Source organism: Herbiconiux solani NBRC 106740 (assembly GCF_001571005.1).
GTDB classification, from domain to species: Bacteria; Actinomycetota; Actinomycetes; order Actinomycetales; family Microbacteriaceae; genus Herbiconiux; species Herbiconiux solani.
The window spans coordinates 50,954-68,809 of the sequence record NZ_BCST01000003.1; the positions used below are offsets into that span (position 1 = coordinate 50,954).

The following is a 17,856-nucleotide window of genomic DNA, read 5'->3' on the forward strand; positions in this document are numbered from 1 at the left end:
CAACAGCTTTGGGTAACTATTCGATCAAAACGCCCGTTCTGCGCGGATGTGGCGGAAACGCGCAACGGATTGTAAAGCAAAAGTGTACATTTGCTCTGAACAGCTCGACGAAAGGGACGATGATGTCAACAGACGGATCCGGGCGCCGCGCCCTCGTGGTGGGATCGACGGGGATCGCCGGTCAGGCCCTCTGCCGGCAGCTCCTCGACGCGGGCTTCGAGACCTACGGGGTCTCCCGCTCGCTCGCCACCCCGGTGGCGGGGGTGAACCCGATCGCGGCCGACCTGCTCGACGCCGACGGCCTCGCCACGGCGCTGGCCGAGGTGCGGCCGAACCTGGTGTTCATCACGGCCTGGATGCGCCAACCCAGCGAGGCTCAGAACATCGAGGTGAACAGCGCGATCGTGCGCAACAGCATCGCCGCGGCCGCCGCGGGCGGGTCGCTCGAGCACGTCGCCCTGCTCACCGGCCTCAAGCACTACCTCGGCCCGTTCGACAACTACGCCACCGGCGTGATGGCCGACACCCCGTTCAGCGAGGACGAGGCGCGGCTGGACAGCCCCAACTTCTACTACGCGCAGGAGGACGAGCTCTTCGCGGCCGCCGAGCGCCACGGCTTCACCTGGAGCGTGCACCGCGCGCACACGGTCTTCGGCTTCGCAGTCGGCAACGCGATGAACATGGCGCTGACCCTCTCGGTCTACGCCACCCTCTGCGCGCGCACGGGCGAGCCGTTCCGCTTCCCGGGCTCGGAGACGCAGTGGAACGGCGTGACCGACGTCACCGACTCCGACCTGCTCGCCGAGCAGCTGCTCTGGGCCGCCACCGACCCGGCCGGCCGCGACCAGGCCTTCAACATCGCGAACGGCGACGTCTTCCGCTGGCGCTCGCTCTGGCCGAAGATCGCGGCGCACTTCGGTGTCGAGTGGATCGGCTTCGAGGGCGAGCCCGCGCCGCTGGAGGGCCGGATGGACCACGCGGCCGCGGAGTGGGCGGCGATCGCCGCCGAGAACGGTCTGGTCGAGAGTGATGTGAACCGGCTCGCGAGCTGGTGGCACACCGACGGCGACCTCGGGCGCAACCTGGAGTGCTTCACGAGCATGAACAAGAGCCGCGAGGCGGGCTTCCTCGGCTTCCGGTCGACGCCGCTGAGCTTCTTCGACAAGGTCGACCGCTACCGCGCCGCCCGCATCATCCCCTAGACCGGGTCCCACCCGCCCGACCGCGGGCGGGCTGTCGCGGGTCAGCGGTTGCGGGTCAGCGATTGCCGGTCAGCGGTTGCGGGCGGTCCAGGCGAGGAGGCGGTCGAGGGGCCAGGTCGTGACGATGCGATCGGCCGGCACCCCGGCGGCCGCGGCCCGCGCCGCACCCAGGTCGAGGAAGGCCAGGTGGCCGGGCGCGTGGGCGTCCGAGTCGATGCTGAACAGGCATCCCGCATCCAGAGCGACCCGGATCAGGTCGTCGGGCGGATCCTGCCGCTCGGGGCGGGAGTTGATCTCGACCGCGACCTGGTTGGCGGCGCACGCGGCGAAGACCGCGGCGGCGTCGAACTCGCTCTGCGGCCGGGTTCCCCGTGAGCCCTCGACCAGCCGGCCGGTGACGTGGCCGAGCACGTCGGTGTGGGGGTCGTCGACGGCGGCGAGCATCCGCCTGGTCATCGTGCTACGGTCGCTGCGGAGCTTCGAGTGCACGCTCGCGACGACCACGTCGAGGCGGTCGAGGAGGCCGGGCTGCTGGTCGAGCCCGCCGTCTTCGAGGATGTCGACCTCGATGCCCGAGAGCAGGCGGAAGCCGGAAGCGTCGCCGCCGCCCAGCGCCTCGTTCAGCGCCGCCACGATGCCGAGCTGCTGCTCGAGGCGGTCGGCGGTGAGGCCGTGGGCGATCTTCAGGTTCGGCGAGTGGTCGGTCAGCGCCTGGTACTCGTGGCCGAGCGCGATCGCGGCGTCGGCCATGCTCCGGATGTCGGTGGTGCCGTCGGACCAGTCGCTGTGTGCGTGCAGGTCGCCACGGAGAAGAGCCCGGAGCTCGGCGCCGACCGGGTCGAGCTCCTCCCCCGCGCGGGCACGCAGGTCGGCGAGGTAGTCGGGCACCCGGCCCTCGGCGGCCTGCGCGATGATCTCGAAGGTGCGGTCGCCGATCCCCTTGGTCGACTTGAGCCGGCCGTCGGCCAGTCGCGCGGCGAGCTCCTCGGCGCTCCACGTCTCGACGATCCCGGCCGCACGCCGGAACGCCTTCACCTTGAACCCCGGCGCCCGCTCGTGCTCGAGCCGGAACGCCACCTCGTTCAGCGCATCCAGCGGCTCCATGCCCACAACCTACCCCGCGGCGCGCGACCCCGGGGCGGCATCCGCGACCACTACGCTCAAGCCATCATCACCTGTAGAGCGGAAGGCCCTTCATGCACCTGATTCCCTCGAGCGAGTCGCGACGGACGCGACGACCTCTCCTCATCGCCGGGGTCGCCGTCGCGGTCGGCGCCGTCCTCGCGAGCGGCGGAGTCGCCGCAGCGGCCACTCCCACTTCTGTGGATCATGCTTTCAGCCTGCCCAGCACGCCGGACGAGCTCCTTCTCACCGGAATCTTCGATGGCCCGGGCTGGACCGCTCCTGGCGTTCCGGCGTCCACCACCTCGATCACCTTCCGCCTTCCCGATGAAACCGCGAACTTCTCCTCGCATGAGCTGCGCTACTCGCTAAACGGCGGCAGCACCGTGAACGACTGGGGCGACGTCGAATTCGACCCCACGTCCAAGTCGGTGACCATCCCGGTGGCGCCTGGCGCCTTCGCCGGGCTTCCGGTCGACGGGTCGACAGTCCTGCGCTTCCAGCTCTACAACACCGACCCCCAACCGCTCGGGTCAGGCCCGCGCGAGACATTCACCATGAGCGGCGATCTCAAACTCGTCGCGGCCGACGGCGACGACACGCAGTCGATCGTGCTTTCCCGGGCCCAGGCGACCTCCTTCACCTACCGCAATAGCTACCGCCTCCCGGAGCTCACGTCGTGGCTCACGCCCTCCGACACCATGACGTTCACGCTGGAAGGCGGGGCCACGTGGAGCAGCACTTCCAGCGGCCTCCTCACGTCAGCTACAGAGGAGCGCACCCAGGGCGGCTTCTGGGACCCGACCGGTCCCGTCTATTCGGGGCTGCCGCTGTCGAACGTGCCCTCCGCCGACCACACCTCATTGACCGAAGGATTCTCGCTGGCCGACTGGACGACGTCGTACTTCGGCGCGAACGGATTCGCCAATCTCCACCTCCTCTCTCAGCCGACGTCGCAGCCCGCGTCCGGGCCCGCCACCCCTGAGATCGAGGTCACGATGCTCGCCACGGTGGCCTTCCCCACCTCGTCGAGCGGCGTCGCCTCGACGCGCATCTCGGGAGCGGACCGCTACCAGGGGGCCATCGCGATCTCTGTCGCCGAGCACAAGACGTTCTCGTACGCACCCGAAGACGGCAACACGGTCTTCGTCGCGTCCGGGCAGAACTTCCCGGACGCTCTCAGCGCAGCACCGGTCGCCGCGGTCGCGGGCGGCTCGCTTCTGCTCGTGCCGCCGACGGCGGACGACTCCATCGACCATGAGATCTTCCGGCTCGCAGCGACCCGCATCGTCATCGTGGGCGGCGAGAACTCCGTGTCGTCCGCGTGGCAGGAGCACCTCGAATCGCTTCGGCCCGGTGAGGTGACCCGCATTGCGGGCACCGACCGCTACGACGCGTCCCGCACCCTCGCTGAGGAGAGCTTCCCGGAGGGCGCCCGCACCGCCTTCATCGCGACCGGCGCCACCTACCCGGATGCGCTCTCCGCGGTCTCGGCGGCAGCATCCGTCGATGCTCCCGTCATCCTCGTGCAGGGAACCGCCGCCAGCCTCGACCAGCCGACTCTCGATACGCTCGATCAGCTCGGAGTCGACCACGTCACGATCGTCGGAGGGCCGGCAAGCGTCTCCCCCGGGATCCAGACACAGCTGGAGTCCCTGCATCCGGGTGCCACGCTGCGGCTCGGCGGCGTCGACCGGTACGCGGCCTCCGCGGCCGTGAACGCGCACTACTTCGCGACGGCGCCCCGCGCCTACCTCGCCTCGGGCGCGAACTTCCCCGACGCCCTGGCCGGCGGAGTGCTCGCCGGCATGGACGGCGCACCACTGCTGCTCTCCCAGCCGAGCTGCGTGCCGGCAGCAGAGCTCGGCGCGATCGCCGGATGGGGAACGCACGAGGTCACGGTGCTCGGCGGCCCCGCCACCATTTCCCCGGCGGCCGCACAGCTCACGGCCTGCAGCTGAATAGGTGGAGGCTCCGGGACGCCCCTGACCGGGAGCGTCCCGGAGCCTCCGAATCTTCCACTCAGGAGGCGAGGGGGGCGGGGGCCGTGAGCTCGATCTGGGCCTTGATGACTCCGCGCTGGGCGGCGGCCGTGGCGACCGCATCCGTCGCCTCGTCGACACCGAAGACGTGGGTGATCAGCGGCGACAGGTCGATGCCGGTCGAGGCGAGGAAGCGGAGGGTCTGCGGCCACACGCCGGGCGAGCCGATCGAACCCGAGATGCTCAGCTCCTTCGACTGGATGAGGCCCAGCTGCGCGGTCGCCGAACGGCCCACGTCGATGCCGATGTACGCGATGCGACCGCGGAAGGCCGCGAGCTCGAGCGCGGTCGCCATGACCTCGGGGCGGCCGCTGGCCTCGACCACGACGTCGGCGCCGCGCCCGCCGGAGAGGCGGTCGAGGGTCTCCTGCACGGCATCCGGATGCACGGCCTCGGCCGCTCCCAGCTGCACCGCGATCGCGCGGCGCTCCTCCGAGGGCTCGACCACGATCGTCGTCGCCCCCATGGCCGCGGCCGCGGCGGTGACGGCGAGGCCGATCGGGCCGGCTCCGAGCACGACCAGCACGTCGCTGCCGTCGACGTTGCCGACCCGCAGCAGCGCGTAGTAGGCGACGCTGAACGGCTCGACGAGTGCGCCGGCGGCCCAGTCGAGCTCGTCGGGCAGGCGGTGCAGCCACGCGGGCTTCGCCACGAAGTACTCGGCGGCGGCGCCCGAGATCGAGAAGCCGAAGTGGTCGTCGCCGATCACGCACTCGCCGACCACCCGGTCGCCGACCGCGAACTCGGTCACGGCCGAGCCGATCGCGGCGACCTCGCCCGACCACTCGTGGCCGGGGATCACGGGGTACTCGAAGGGGATGATGTAGCGGCCCTCGAGCAGCTCGATGTCGGAGTGGCAGACCCCCACCCGGCGGGAGGCGATCAGCACCTCGTCGGGGGCGATCTCGGGGACGTCGAGGCTCCGCACCTGCGCGGAATCCTCTTCGACGAACTGCAGTGCCTTCATGGCGCGAGTCTCCTGTCTGGTTTCTGTCAGCGGGCCTGGATGAGGACTTTGACCTGGTCGCCGCTCGGCGAGAGCAGTGTCTCGAACCCGGCCACCACATCCGCCATCGGCACTTGGGCGGTGACGACCTTCTCGACCGGGTAGCGCCCGCGGGCGATCAGGTCGATGATGCGGGGCCAGTCGGTGACGGGGTAGCACCAGGTGCCGGCCAGGGTGATGTCGTGCTCGGAGAGCACCATCGGGTCGATCGATGCGGCCTTGGTGTGCAGGCCGGTCTGCGAGATGCGGCCGGCCGAGCGCACCGAGGCGATCGCGGCCTGCAGCGCGCGCTCGTTGCCCGAGCACTCGACGACGGCATCCACGCCGACGCCCTCGGTCGCGTCCTTGAGGTACGCGGGCACGTCGATCTTGGTCGGGTCGAGCACTTCTCCCACGTCGAGCGCGGCCGCGAGCTCGGCCCGGAACGGGTTGACCTCGGAGATGAAGACGTTCGCGCCGAGCGACGCGGAGTAGAGGGCGGCCAGGGCGCCGATCGGGCCGGCACCCGTGATCAGCACGGTGTCGCCGGGGCGCACGTGCGCGGTGTCGACGCCGTACGCCGCGACGGCCCCCGGCTCGACGAGGGCGCCCTGAAGGTCGGTCATCGCATCCGGCAGCACGAACACGTGCGTCGCGGGCACGACGGCCAGCTCGGCGATGCCGCCCGAGGAGTAGCTGAGGCCGATGCAGCCCATGCGCTGGCAGAGGTGGTTGAGGCCGCGGCGGCAGAAGTAGCAGACACCGCAGGAGAGCAGCGGCATCACCGAGACACGGTCGCCGGCCTTCACGTTCGTGACGCCGGCGCCGACCTCGAGCACCTCGGCCGAGAATTCGTGGCCGAGGATCTGCGGGGCGGTCGCCCCGGTGAGCGGATGCGGGGCGGCCGGGATGACGATCGGGCCCATCGCGTACTCGTGCAGGTCGGTGCCGCAGACGCCGCACCAGAACGGCCGCAGCAGCACCTCGCCGGCCGCCGGGCCCGCAGGCTCCGGCACCTCTTCGACCCTGATGTCGTGGGCGGCGTGGAAGACGGCTGCTCTCATCCCTTGCTCCTTTGCACGGTTCCTAAGTTCATTCTCACTGTACACATCTTGACGCGTCTTGGCACATTCCCTGGCGTTCGGGCCCCACCATCCGCCACTCTGTTCAGTAGAGCTATCCACAGTTCGCAGAACACGACCACGATCCGCGAAGAAGCAGGAACCAGGAAGAGGAGCAGACGATGACGTTCGTTCTCGAAGGCATCCACCACGTCGGCATCACGGTGCGCGATCTCGAGGTCTCGCGGGAGTGGTACTCCCGCATGTTCGGCCTGACACCCGGCCCGGTGAACACCGGCGCGGGGCCCGAGCTCGAGCAGGGGGTGCAGGTGCCGGATGCGCACCTGACGTTCTCGATGATCCGCATCGGCTCGACCCGCATCGAATTCCTCGAGTACCAGGAACCGGTGGGCGAGGACTTCGACCGTCGCAACTGTGACGTCGGGGCCTCGCACGTCTGCTTCGAGGTCTCGGACATCGACGCGGCCGTCGCCGAACTCACCGAGAAGGGCGCGGTGTTCAGCAGCGGCCCGATCGAGATCACCGAGGGCGCACTGGCGGGCTCGAAGTGGGCCTACTTCCGCGACCCCGACGGCATCCAGCTCGAGGTCTGGCAGTCACCCAGGTAGCGCGGCGCGGAGGCGGGGGAGGTTGTGCAGGCCGGGTGTGACCGTGCCGGCCTCGATCTCACGCGCCAGAGCGACGACGGCGGCGTTCACCGGGGCCGTGCGGCCCTGCGCCTCAGCCGTGCGCACGACGTGGCCGTTCAACTCTTCGACCTCGCTCCGCCGGCCCTTCGTCCAGTCCTGCAGAACGGTCGTCGTCGTGTGCGGCAGGATGAACCCGCCGTAGAGCGTGTCCAGCAGCGTGTCGACGACCTGGTCGGGGTGTCGCACGTCCTCCTCGGTCAGGCCGAAGATCGGCACGACGGTGGCTCCGTCGGCGAGCGCCGTGTCGAGCGCCTCCTGGCCCGAGGCGAGCATGAGCTCGCGCATCCCTGGCGTCGCCTCGGCCTCGGCCATCGACAGCCCGAGCGACGCGGTCGTCACGAGTGTCGTGGCGTTGCTCACGAGCTTCATCCACTTCGCCGAGCGGATGTCCTCCACCACGTCGACCCGCCCGCTCAGCGCCAGCACCTCGGCCACCTCGGGAGCCCGCGCCGCCGTCCCCGGCGTCGTGCCACCGATCGCGAACCAGCTGCGGCTCGCATCCGAATGCCGTTCGACGATCCCCGGCTCGAACATCGTCGACGAGATCTCGATCACGCAGCCGAGCGTGCGCTCGACGCCGACGACCGAGCCGATCGCATCCAGCGTCATGCCGTTCTGCACACCGACCAGCAGGCCATCGGGTTTGAGCAGCGGCCGCACGAGGTGCGCCGCCCAGACCGAGTCGTAGGCCTTCATGAGCATGAGCACGAGATCGAACGGCTTCCGCTGCTCGGCCACCTGGCTGAGGTGGATGACCTCGACCGGCGTGACCGTGCTGCCCGCGGTCGTGCGCACCTCGACGCCGCGCTCGCGCATCGCCGAGACGTGCTCGGGCCACTGCTCGATCAGTGTGACGTCGAGCCCGGCCCGCGTGAGGTCGGCACCGATCGCGGCGCCGTTCGCCCCGGCGCCGAGAACCGCGATCCTCATGACGCCGGGTCGTACTCGTAGTCGACCACGGCCCGGTTGGCCACGTACCGCCCGGCCTCCGCGGCGGCGGCCTGGTGATCCGGATGCACCTGGTAGGCCTCCAGGTCGGCGACCGTCTCGTGCTCGGAGACGAGCACCACGGGCCAGTGCCCGTCGACCCGCCCGAGGTCGGCCTGCACCGTGAGCGACACCACCACGTCGAGGGCGACGAGCGGCTCGAGCACGGCCTTCATCTCGCCCACGTCCTCGGCGATCTGCACCGGGTCGGAGGCCTTGAGGTCGAAGGCGACGATGTGCCGGATCATGACGGCTCCACCACCTTGCGCCGGGTGACCTCGGCGATCGAGGCCCAGTCGAGGTCGCCCTGCCCCTCGGCGAGCGCCGACTCGAACACCCCGCGCAGCACGCTCTCCGAGGGCATGGCGACCCCGGATGCACGGGCTGCGTCGAGCGCGAGCATCAGGTCCTTGAAGCCCAGCTCGGTCGTGAACAGCGCCGGCGAGTACGTGCTCGTCGCGATCAGGTTGCCGTAGCCGGTGTAGACCGGCCCCGGGAAGAGGCTGTCGCCGAGCAGCTCGACGAACATGCCGGTGTCGATGCCGCGCGTCTCGAGCAGGGTGACCGACTCGGCGAGCGCCTGCAGCGCGTGGATGATGAGGTAGTTCATCCCGATCTTCACGACGTTGGCGGTCGAGGGGTCGGCGCCGAAGTCCCAGACCCGGCGGCCGATCGTCTCGAGCACAGGGCGCACCCGGTCGACGAGCGCCGGGTCGCCGGCGGCGAGCACGCTGAGCGATCCGGATGCGGCCACGGGCGGGCGGCCGAGCACCGGCGCGGCGACGTAGCCGACGCCCGCGGCGGCGTGCCGCTCGGCGAGCCGGGTCGCGGCCGAGGCCCCGATGGTCGCCATGTTCACGTGCACGGCACCCTCCGGAGCCGACGCCAGGGTCTCCTCGTCGAAGACGTCGAAGACGACCGACTCGTTCGAGAGCATCGAGAAGACCGTGCCGGTCTCGAGCGCCTCGGCGACCGACCCGGCACGGGTGGCGCCCTGGGCGACCAGCGCATCCACCGCATCCGTCGACCGGTTCCAGACCGTCAGGTCGTGGCCGGTCTCCAGCAGGTGGCCGGCCATCGCGGCCCCCATCGAGCCGAGACCGACGAAGCCGATGGTGCTCATGCGCCGGGCTCGCCTCGCCCGGCGGCCGTGTTCAGGTGCGACTGCGCATCCCGCAGCGTCGGCAGCGTGCCGCCGACCGTGAAGTACCGCTTGCCGGCGACCAGCAGGTCTTCGGCGGGGAACTTCGTGATCACCTGGCAGCCGTCGGCGGTCACGATGACCTCCTCCTCGATGCGGGCGGCCCCGATGCCGTCGGCCGAGGGCCAGTAGGTCTCGAGGGCGAAGACCATGCCCTCCTTGAGCTCTTCGGGGTGGTCGAGCGAGACCAGGCGCGAGAAGATCGGCTTCTCCCAGATCGACAGGCCGACGCCGTGCCCGTACTGCAGGGCGAAGGCGGCCTCCTCGTCGGGGAACCCGAACTCCTGGGCGGTCGGCCAGACCTTGACGATGTCGGCGGTGGTCGCGCCGGGGCGCACCAGCGCGATCGCGCGGTCCATGTACTCGCGCGCCCGCTTGTAGGCGTCGTTCTGGGCCGAGCTCGCCGAGCCGACCGCGAAGGTGCGGTAGTAGCAGGTGCGGTAGCCGTTGAAGCTGTGCAGGATGTCGAAGAACGCGGGGTCGCCCGGCCGGATCAACCGGTCGGAGAAGACGTGCGGATGCGGCGAGCAGCGCTCACCGGAGATCGCGTTGACGCCCTCGACGTACTCGGAGCCGAGGTCGTAGAGCTTCTTGGAGACCAGGCCCACGCACTCGTTCTCCTTGACGCCGGGCTTGAGGAATTCATAGAGGTCTTCGTAGGCCGCGTCCACCATCGAGGCCGCCTGCGTGAGCAGGGAGATCTCGTCGAGGGTCTTGATGCGGCGGGCCTCCATGAACACCTGCTGGCCGTCGACGACCTGGATGCCGAGCTTCTGCAGCGCGAACAGCACCGGCAGCTCGATCACGTCGACGCCGAGGGGCTCGTTGGCGACGCCGAACTTCTCGAGCTCGCGCTTGATCTTCTCGGCGACGCGGTCGGCGATCTCGGCGTCGGGGCTGAAGGCGCCGCGGAGGGTCGAGATGCCGGCGCGGGAGCCGCCCTCCAGGCGCGGGCGCACGGCTCCGTGGTGCGGCGCGTGCGGGTCGGCGTCGGCCTCGGCGGTCGTGGTGTCGAGCCACGGGTTGAACAGCGCGTGGTGCTTGGCGGCCGAACCGAAGTCCCACATGATCGGGTCGCTGTTGCGGGTCAGCAGGCTGAACCGGATCAGCTTGTCCATCGCCCAGGTGCCGATGTGGGTCGAGGTCATGTAGCGGATGTTCGAGAAGTCGAACGCGAGCAGGGCCCCGACGTCCGAGCGGTCGAGCTCGGCCTTGAGGCGCGCGAGCCGCTCGCTGCGGAGACGGTCGAAGTCGACGCGCTGCTCCCAGTCGACCGCGTTCGTGCCCCGGGTGGCTGTCGCCATGGTGGCGCTCGGGCCGGATTGCGTGGTCATACGAGGACCATCCCTCCATCGATCATGATCACCTGGGCCGTGAGGTAGTCCGAGTCGGACGAGGCCAGGTACAACGCGGTGCCGACGATGTCGTCGACCTTGGCCGTGCGGCCGCGGATGATGCCGCTCGCGAACTCGTCCATGGCGGACGTGCCCTTCTCCACCTCGCCGATGTCGACCAGGTCGGCGTCGAGCTTGACCCAGAGCGGTGTCTGCACGACTCCGGGTGCGAACGCGTTGACCGTGACGTCGTGCTCGGCGAGCGCCTTGGCGGCGGACTGCGTGAGTGAGATGACGGCCGACTTGGCCGCGGAGTACGGGGCGAACGCGGGGAAGCCCTCGCGGCCGGCCATGGAGGTGGTGTTGATGATCTTGCCGCCGCCGCCCTGGGCGATGAACTGCTTGGCCGCCTCCTGGGTGCCGATCAGCACGCCGAGCGCGTTGACCTCCATGATGGAGCGCCAGTTGTCCTCGGTCACGTCGAGGAACTGCATCGGCACGTTGAAGCCGGCGTTGTTGAACCACACGTCGATGCGGCCGAACTCCTGCACCGCGCGCTCGACCACGGCCCGCACGTCGTCGCGCACCGACACGTTGGCGCGCACACCGATCGCCCGCTGGCCCGAACCCTGCAGCTTCTCGGCCGCCGCGGTGGCCGCCTCTTCGTTCAGGTCGGCGATCACGATCGCCGCACCTTCCCCGGCGAGGGCGTTCGCGATGCCCAGGCCCATCCCGCTGGCGGCGCCGGTGACGACGACCACTTTGTCCTTCATACGATTCGCCATTGATTCGTCCCTTTCGGCATGTTCAGTGTTGCTTGCCAGTGTGTTCAGCATAGCAACACACTCCGCCGGGATGACCCTACAAAATTAGAGAGACGGATCAGGGCCGTTCGTATACTCTTGCTGCACAAGACGTCCGCCCTCAGGGATGCTGAACAGAGGGTGCCGGGGTGGACTAGACGCAAGGAGATGGACCATCACCGATGACATCGGGCCCCGCCTGCGCGCTGCGCGCATCGCGAAGGGCATCAGCCTCAGGAGCGTGGCCACCTCACTCGGTGTCTCGGCCAGCCTCATCTCCCAGGTCGAGACGGGGAAGACGCAGCCGTCGGTGAGCACGCTCTACGCTCTCGTCAACCACCTCGGCATCTCGTTCGACGACCTGATGGCCGGCAGCGCGCACGGCTCGGCGGCCCCCGCCGCCGCGGCGCAGAGCGCCGAGAACGGGCGCGCGGCGCGGTCGCTCCCCGCGGCCGAGCAGTGGCCGGTCGGTGTGCCGGTGCAGCGCAGCGACGAGAACCCCGTGCTCGAGATGGAGAACGGGGTGCGCTGGGAGCGCCTGGCTGCGAGCCGCGACGGATCGGTGGATCCGCTGCTCGTCACCTACGACCCCGGGGCCTCGAGCTCGATCGAGGGCCGGATGATGCGGCACAGCGGCGTCGAGTACGCCTACCTGCTCTCGGGCGAACTCACCGTGCGCCTCGACTTCGACACCTTCACCCTGCGGCCCGGCGACTCGCTGAGCTTCGACTCGGTGCGGCCGCACATGTACGTCAACGAGGGTACGGTCCCGGCGAAGGGGCTGTGGTTCGTGGTGGGCCGCCGCGAGTTCTCGAACGAGATGCCCGACTCGGGCCAGCCGGAGCGCGCCACGGGCAATCTCAGCTCGGCGGTCGACGTCCTCCAGGCCATGGACCGCCTGGCCTGACGTCCCGCTCCCGCACCCTGCCGTCCGAACGGGCTGCTGAGAAGCTCCACGCGTGCAATACGCACACATAACGCTCCTCAGCAGCCCGTTCGTGCACGCACCGCCCCCCAATGCAACGCAACAGGCCCTACTCGACGACCCAGGGTGAGACCGTCGCCGCGTCAGCGACGGCGGCCTCACATGTCGCCCGTGCCGGGCAGGGACCGGCGCGGCAACAAGCACCTCGCATGTCGCCCGCGCCGGGCGGGGACCGGCGCGGCACTAAAGCAGAATGCTCAGCGGGTTCTCGATCCGCGACGTGAACGCCGCCAGCCACCGCGCCGCCAGGGCCCCGTCCACTGCACGGTGGTCGACCGAGAGCGTGCAGCGCATGACCGTCGCGACGCGGATCTCGCCGTCGACCACGACCGCCTGCTGCGTCGCGGCCCCCACGGCGAGGATGCCGGACTGCGGCGGGTTGAGGATCGCCGAGAACTCCAGCGTTCCGTACATCCCGAGGTTCGAGACCGAGAAGCTGCCGCCCTCGAGTTCGTGCTGCTTGAGCTTCTTCTCCTTGGCCCGGCCCACGAGTTCGGCGATCGACGCACTGACCGCGCTGAGGCTCTTGGTGTCGACACCTCGCACGACCGGAGTCACCAGGCCGCCTTCGGTCGCCACGGCGACCGCGATGTCGACGGCGCGGTGCACCCGCATGCCTTCGTCGCTCCAGGTGACGTTGGCCTCGGGCACCTCGGCGAAGGCCGCAGCCACCGCCTTGACCACGAAGTCGTTGATCGAGACCCGCACGCCCGAGGTCTCGTTGACCTGCTTGCGCAGGGCGATCAGGTCGTCGACCCGGCACTCGGTCGTGAGGTAGAAGTGCGGAACGGTCGCCTTGCTCTCGGTGAGCCGACGGGCGATCGCCTTGCGCATGCCGGTGTGGGGCACGAGGTGCCACTCGGCGGACGCGTCGGAGGCGGATGCCGGTGCCGGGGCGGCCGGCTGGGCCGGAGCGCTCGGTGCCGAACCGGTCGGTGCCGGCGTGCTCGCTGCGGGCGTTGCCGCCTCGGTAGCGGGCGCGGCGGTCGGAGTCACCTGAGCCGCGGGAGCCGCGTTCTCGATGTCACGGCGCACGATCCGCCCGTCCGGCCCGGTGCCGGAGATGGAGGCGGGATCGATCCCCTTCTCCTTCGCGAGCTTGCGCGCGATCGGGCTGACGAACAGGCGCGAGCCGGCCTCGGTCGACGCTGACACCGACGCGGATGCAGGCGCGGCAGCAGACGCTGCGGAATCACTGCCACCCGTCGCACCAGTCGTACCGGCCGTAGCCGACCCAGGCACCTCGGGCACGGCGGCCTTCTCGGCCTCCACCTGCGACGCCGCCTCGACGACCGGAGTCGCTCCGTCGGGGTCGCGCTCGGCCTCGTCGCCCTCGGGGATCGCGGGCGCGGTGCCGTCCGCACCGGGCTCGGGCGTCGGCGTGGCGCCCGACGGTCCCGTCGCGGGCGCCGCATCCGAGGCAGAGCCGGCCGCAGCATCCGTCGCAGAGCCGGCCGCAGCATCCGCCGCACCGGCCCCACCACCACCGCCGCCGAGCAACGCGTCGATCTCGGCGTCGCCCTCGCCCTCGGCGATCAGCACGGCAATCGGCGCACCGATCTCGCCCGACTCACCGGGCTCGAGCAGCACGCGCCCGACGATCCCGGCATCCTCGGAGTTGTACTCCACGACGGCCTTCTCGGTCTCGATCTCGGCCAGGGGATCCCCCACGGCGATCGACTGGCCGGGCTCGACGAGCCACGACGCGATCGCGGCCTCCTCCGAACCAGCGAGGACACTGGGCATCCTGATGATGATCGCCATCTCAGCTCTCCTTCCCGGCTGCGGCGCCGAATCCGGCGCGCACGCGTTCGAGGCCGAGGACGACCTCCTCGCTCCGTGCGATGGCGGCCCGCTCGAGCACCTTCGAGATGCTCGGCGACGCCTCGGAACCCGTCACCCGCTGCACCGGCTGGTCGAGCCAGTCGAAGTAGCGGCGCTGGATCTCGTCCGACAGCCAGGCACCGTAGGAGGTGCCCTGGGCGCCCTGCTCCACGATCAGCACGCTGTTGGTCTTCTTGATGCTCTCGCCGATGGTGTCCCAGTCGATCGAGGCGCGGTCGAGGAAGCGCAGGTCGATCAGCTCGGCGTCGATGCCGGTCTGCTCGATCGCCTTGGCGCTCTCGCCGACCATCGAGAGGTAGCTGATCACCGTCACGTCCGAGCCGGTCCGCCGCACGGCGGCCTTGCCGAAGGGGATCTGGTAGTCGAGGTCCTCCGGGATCTCGCCGGACTCGGCATAGAGGTCGACGTGCTCGATCATCAGCACCGGGTCCTGGATCGCGAGCGCCGCGTTCATCAGCCCGATGTAGTCGAAGGGCGTCGAGGCGGCCATGATCCGCCAGCCGGGGCTCGTGGCGAAGATGCCGGCCGGGTCCATCAGGTGCTGGGATCCGTAGCCGGAACCCATCGCCACCTTCGTCCGCAGCACCAGCGGCACCGGGTTGTCGCCGCCGAACATGTGGCGGGCCTTGCCGATCTGGTTGAAGACCTGGTCGGCGGCGACCCAAATGAAGTCCGGGTACATGAACTCGACCACGGGCCGGTAGCGGCCGTCGAGCGCGATGCCGGCACCGAGGCCGGCGAAGGCGTTCTCGCTGATCGGCGTGCCGAGCACCCGGCCCTCGTACTTCTCGGACAGGCCCTTGGTGGCACCGTTCGTGCCGCCCTTCAGGCGGTGCACGTCTTCACCCAGCACGACGATCCGGTCGTCCTCGGCCATCCGCGCATCCATCACGGCGGCGACGGCGTCGACGAACTTGCCGGTGCGGGTGGCGCCGGTGTACTGGTCCTGCTCGAGGGTGGTCGCGTCGGCGAGCTCGCTCAGGTCGCCGCGGATGCCGACGTCGACGAAGCTCGGGTCCGGCCACAGGTCGGGGCGGATCCGGCGCACGCCCGGCTTCCCACCCGGGTCGGGCTCGGTGAGGGCGTCCGAGGCACGGCGCACCGCATCCTGAGCCTGTGCCCGCACCGACTCGAGTCCCGCGTCGTCGATCAGGCCGAGGGCCTTCATCTCGCGGCCCATGCGGGTCAGCGGGTCGCGCTCGCGCCAGGCCGCCTCCTCGTCCTTGGGGCGGTAACCGAACGCGCTGCCGGGGTACGGGCCGTTCTGGTGGAAGAAGCGGTACACCTCGGCCTCGATGACGGCCGGGCCGCGGCCCGAGCGCATGTGCTCGGAGGCCTTCTCCATGGCGAGGTGCACGGCCAGCGGATCCATGCCGTCGACCCGCCAGGCCGGGATGTTGAAGCCGAGCGCGCGGGCCGAGAGTCGCGGCTCCGCGGTCACCTCGCTGACGTGCGTCGAGACGGCGTAGAGGTTGTTCTCGATGAAGAAGCACAGCGGCACGTTCCAGGCCGCCGCGAGGTTCATCGATTCGAGCACCGAGCCGATGTTCACGGCGCCGTCACCGAAATAGCTCACGGTGAGGTCGGTCGTGCCGGCGTGCTTCTGCGACCAGGCGTTGCCCGCCCCCATCGGCACACCGCCGCCGACGATGGCGTTGGTGCCGAGCGCACCGGCCTCGTGCCACTGCAGGTGCATGGAGCCGCCGCGACCACGGCAGTAGCCCTGGGCGAGGCCCAGGATCTCTGCGAGCGTCTTCTGCAGCACCTCCTGCACGGCGTCGTTGACGAGGTGCTCGGGGTCGAGCCCCTCCGGAGCGACGTGGCCGAGGGCCTTGGCGAGGAACTGGTGGTGCCCGCGGTGCGAGCCGTTGACCCCGTCGGCCGAGCGCAGACCGACGATGGATCCGACCGCCCCGCCCTCCTGCCCGATGGACGAGTGCGCGGGGCCGTGCACGAGGCCGGCGCCGGCCAGGTCGAGCACGGTCTCCTCGAACGCACGGATGAGGTGGAGCTGACCGAGCATGGTGGCCAGGAGCGCCGGATCGGCGGCCTTCCAGTCGGCGGACGTGGTGCGCAGCTCGACCCAGTCGGACCCTGGCTGCAGACGCTTCTCGCGGGGCATTCCACTTTCTCCTTCGATCGTGGGAAATGCAGGTACACGAGCACGCTAACCCGTGAATGGATACATTTCAACCCTTTTGCTCGGACATTGTGGCGAGTATCGTCGGCGATGGATACATCCTTGACGCAGAGAGGCGTAAGACATGCCCATTCCCACACTGCGCGGCGCCGAGCACCTCGGCTTCACCGTCCCCGACATGGAGGAGGCGCACACCTTCTTCGTCGACGTGATCGGGGCCGAGCACATCTACTCCCTGCCGGCCATGCAGAAGGACGACGACTGGATGCAGGAGCACCTCAACGTCGACCCGCGCTCGGTCGTCAACGAGATCCGCTTCTACCGCTGCGGTCACGGTCCGAATTTCGAGGTCTTCGAGTACCAGCCCGCCGCCGACCAGCGGCCGCAGCCGCGCAACAGCGACCTGGGTGGTCACCACATCGCGTTCTACGTCGACGACCTGGATGCGGCGATCGCCTACCTGCGCGAGTCAGGCATCCGCGTGCTCGGCGAGCCGACCGCGTCTCGGAACGCTTCGGCCGGCCAGCGCTGGATCTACTTCCTGAGCCCGTGGGGAATGCAGTTCGAGCTGGTCAGCTACCCGGACGGCAAGGCGTACGAGAAAGACGCCCCGGTGCTGCTCTGGCACCCGGCCCGCCCGGCCGAATGATCTGCCGGGTGCTGTGCCGGGTGACCCGCCGCTAGGCTGGCGCCGACATGAGTGCGATCAGCGAGAACGTCGCGAGCCACCGCATCGCGGATGCGCTGCGCACCGAGATCCTCGGCGGTGCGCTCGCCCCGGGCACCCGCATCCGCCAGGAGGATCTGGCCGAGCGCTTCGGCGCCAGCCGCATCCCGGTGCGCGAGGCGATCAGGATGCTGGACGCCGACGGCCTGATCACCATGGTCTCGAACTCGGGCGCCTGGGTCTCGCGGCTCTCGCTCGCGGAGTGTACCGAGGCCTACTCGATCCGCGAGCGGCTCGAGCCGCTCCTGCTGCGGTCGAGCCTCCCGGCGCTCGACGCCGACGCGCTCGACCGCCTCGGAGCGCTCGCGGACGAGATGCAGCGGAACACCGACGTCGACGTGTTCATGCGGCTCGACCGCGAGTTCCACCTGCTGAGCTACTCGGGCGCGACACCGGGCGGGTACCTGTGGGAGATCATCCACCGGCTCTGGAACACCACGCAGCACTACCGCCGCGCCTACGCGAACCTGGTGGGCGTGGGCCTCGAGGTGACGCACATGGAGCACCACCTGCTCGTCGACTGCCTGCGGCGGAGGGATGCGGACGACGCCGAGCGGGTGCTCGTGACGCACATCCGGCGGACGCGGCTCGAACTCGAGCGGCATCCGGAGATCTTCGCGTGACCGCAGCGTGACCCGCGCCTGAGAGCCGCTCGAATCGAATGAGAATCGGGGGGTCTGTCGACACTATGTCGACGAACCCCCCGATTCTC

General features: G+C 69.9%; 16 protein-coding genes. 6 read left to right on the plus strand and 10 right to left on the minus strand.

Translation table 11 applies throughout. The features are described 5' to 3' along the window. The first annotated feature begins 122 nt into the window (after positions 1-122). A complete protein-coding gene (locus HSO01S_RS05945; RefSeq protein WP_066040017.1) occupies positions 123-1,202 on the plus strand; it encodes an SDR family oxidoreductase in 1,080 nt (359 codons plus the stop codon). Positions 1,203-1,271: 69 nt separating this feature from the next. On the opposite strand, the gene HSO01S_RS05950 is transcribed toward HSO01S_RS05945, so the two are convergent. Then, a complete protein-coding gene (locus HSO01S_RS05950) occupies positions 1,272-2,306 on the minus strand; it encodes a PHP domain-containing protein (RefSeq protein WP_066040021.1) in 1,035 nt (344 codons plus the stop codon). A gap of 92 nt (positions 2,307-2,398) precedes the next feature. Here HSO01S_RS05950 and HSO01S_RS05955 point away from each other — a divergent pair, with 92 nt between their 5' ends. Beyond that, positions 2,399-4,285 carry a cell wall-binding repeat-containing protein gene (locus HSO01S_RS05955; RefSeq protein WP_066039674.1) on the plus strand — a complete coding sequence of 629 codons (1,887 nt, stop codon included), beginning with the start codon at positions 2,399-2,401 and terminating at the stop codon, positions 4,283-4,285. 61 nt (positions 4,286-4,346) lie between these two features. Here HSO01S_RS05955 and HSO01S_RS05960 read toward each other — a convergent pair whose 3' ends face one another. Together HSO01S_RS05960 and HSO01S_RS05965 are read right to left on the minus strand one after the other, a co-directional pair. Further along, positions 4,347-5,333, minus strand: a complete 987-nt coding sequence (locus tag HSO01S_RS05960; RefSeq protein ID WP_066039675.1) for a zinc-dependent alcohol dehydrogenase — start codon at positions 5,331-5,333, stop codon at positions 4,347-4,349. Positions 5,334-5,359: 26 nt separating this feature from the next. Beyond that, positions 5,360-6,415 carry a 2,3-butanediol dehydrogenase gene (locus HSO01S_RS05965; RefSeq protein ID WP_066039676.1) on the minus strand — a complete coding sequence of 352 codons (1,056 nt, stop codon included), beginning with the start codon at positions 6,413-6,415 and terminating at the stop codon, positions 5,360-5,362. Positions 6,416-6,594: 179 nt separating this feature from the next. Between HSO01S_RS05965 and HSO01S_RS05970 the strand changes: the two genes are divergently transcribed. Beyond that, positions 6,595-7,041 (plus strand): VOC family protein, encoded by a 447-nt coding sequence (locus HSO01S_RS05970; protein WP_066039677.1) that lies wholly within the window; start codon positions 6,595-6,597, stop codon positions 7,039-7,041. Here HSO01S_RS05970 and HSO01S_RS05975 read toward each other — a convergent pair. The 5 genes from HSO01S_RS05975 to HSO01S_RS05995 are packed head-to-tail and all read right to left on the minus strand — an operon-like array spanning position 7,030 to position 11,429. Next, on the minus strand, positions 7,030-8,052 hold the full coding sequence (locus HSO01S_RS05975; protein WP_066039678.1) for a ketopantoate reductase family protein: 1,023 nt from the start codon (positions 8,050-8,052) through the stop codon (positions 7,030-7,032). The genes HSO01S_RS05970 and HSO01S_RS05975 overlap by 12 nt on opposite strands. Further along, positions 8,049-8,357, minus strand: coding sequence for a Dabb family protein (locus tag HSO01S_RS05980; RefSeq protein WP_066039679.1), 309 nt, complete (start codon positions 8,355-8,357; stop codon positions 8,049-8,051). The genes HSO01S_RS05975 and HSO01S_RS05980 overlap by 4 nt, the downstream gene beginning before the upstream one ends. Continuing rightward, entirely contained in the window at positions 8,354-9,232 is an 879-nt protein-coding gene (locus tag HSO01S_RS05985; protein WP_066039680.1) for an NAD(P)-dependent oxidoreductase, read from the minus strand. Before HSO01S_RS05985 ends, HSO01S_RS05980 begins: the two co-directional genes overlap by 4 nt. Then, positions 9,229-10,644, minus strand: a complete 1,416-nt coding sequence (locus HSO01S_RS05990; RefSeq protein ID WP_245635909.1) for a M24 family metallopeptidase — start codon at positions 10,642-10,644, stop codon at positions 9,229-9,231. Before HSO01S_RS05990 ends, HSO01S_RS05985 begins: the two co-directional genes overlap by 4 nt. Continuing rightward, positions 10,641-11,429, minus strand: a complete 789-nt coding sequence (locus HSO01S_RS05995; RefSeq protein ID WP_066039681.1) for an SDR family NAD(P)-dependent oxidoreductase — start codon at positions 11,427-11,429, stop codon at positions 10,641-10,643. The genes HSO01S_RS05990 and HSO01S_RS05995 overlap by 4 nt, the downstream gene beginning before the upstream one ends. Before the next feature lie 145 nt (positions 11,430-11,574). On the opposite strand from HSO01S_RS05995, the gene HSO01S_RS06000 reads away from it, so the two are divergent. After that, positions 11,575-12,354: a helix-turn-helix domain-containing protein gene (locus HSO01S_RS06000; protein WP_084361375.1), complete on the plus strand. Its 780-nt coding sequence runs from the start codon at positions 11,575-11,577 to the stop codon at positions 12,352-12,354. Positions 12,355-12,615: 261 nt separating this feature from the next. Here HSO01S_RS06000 and HSO01S_RS06005 read toward each other — a convergent pair whose 3' ends face one another. Continuing rightward, a complete protein-coding gene (locus HSO01S_RS06005) occupies positions 12,616-14,196 on the minus strand; it encodes a dihydrolipoamide acetyltransferase family protein (RefSeq protein ID WP_066039682.1) in 1,581 nt (526 codons plus the stop codon). A 1-nt stretch (position 14,197) separates the two neighbouring features. After that, the gene (locus tag HSO01S_RS06010) at positions 14,198-16,399 is read right to left on the minus strand and encodes an alpha-ketoacid dehydrogenase subunit alpha/beta (protein ID WP_066039683.1); all 2,202 of its coding nucleotides are present in this window, start codon (positions 16,397-16,399) and stop codon (positions 14,198-14,200) included. A 142-nt stretch (positions 16,400-16,541) separates the two neighbouring features. Here HSO01S_RS06010 and HSO01S_RS06015 point away from each other — a divergent pair, with 142 nt between their 5' ends. Together HSO01S_RS06015 and HSO01S_RS06020 are read left to right on the plus strand one after the other, a co-directional pair. After that, positions 16,542-17,066: a VOC family protein gene (locus HSO01S_RS06015; protein ID WP_066039684.1), complete on the plus strand. Its 525-nt coding sequence runs from the start codon at positions 16,542-16,544 to the stop codon at positions 17,064-17,066. Positions 17,067-17,113: 47 nt separating this feature from the next. Continuing rightward, positions 17,114-17,767 (plus strand): GntR family transcriptional regulator, encoded by a 654-nt coding sequence (locus tag HSO01S_RS06020; protein WP_066039685.1) that lies wholly within the window; start codon positions 17,114-17,116, stop codon positions 17,765-17,767. Positions 17,768-17,856 lie beyond the last annotated feature (89 nt).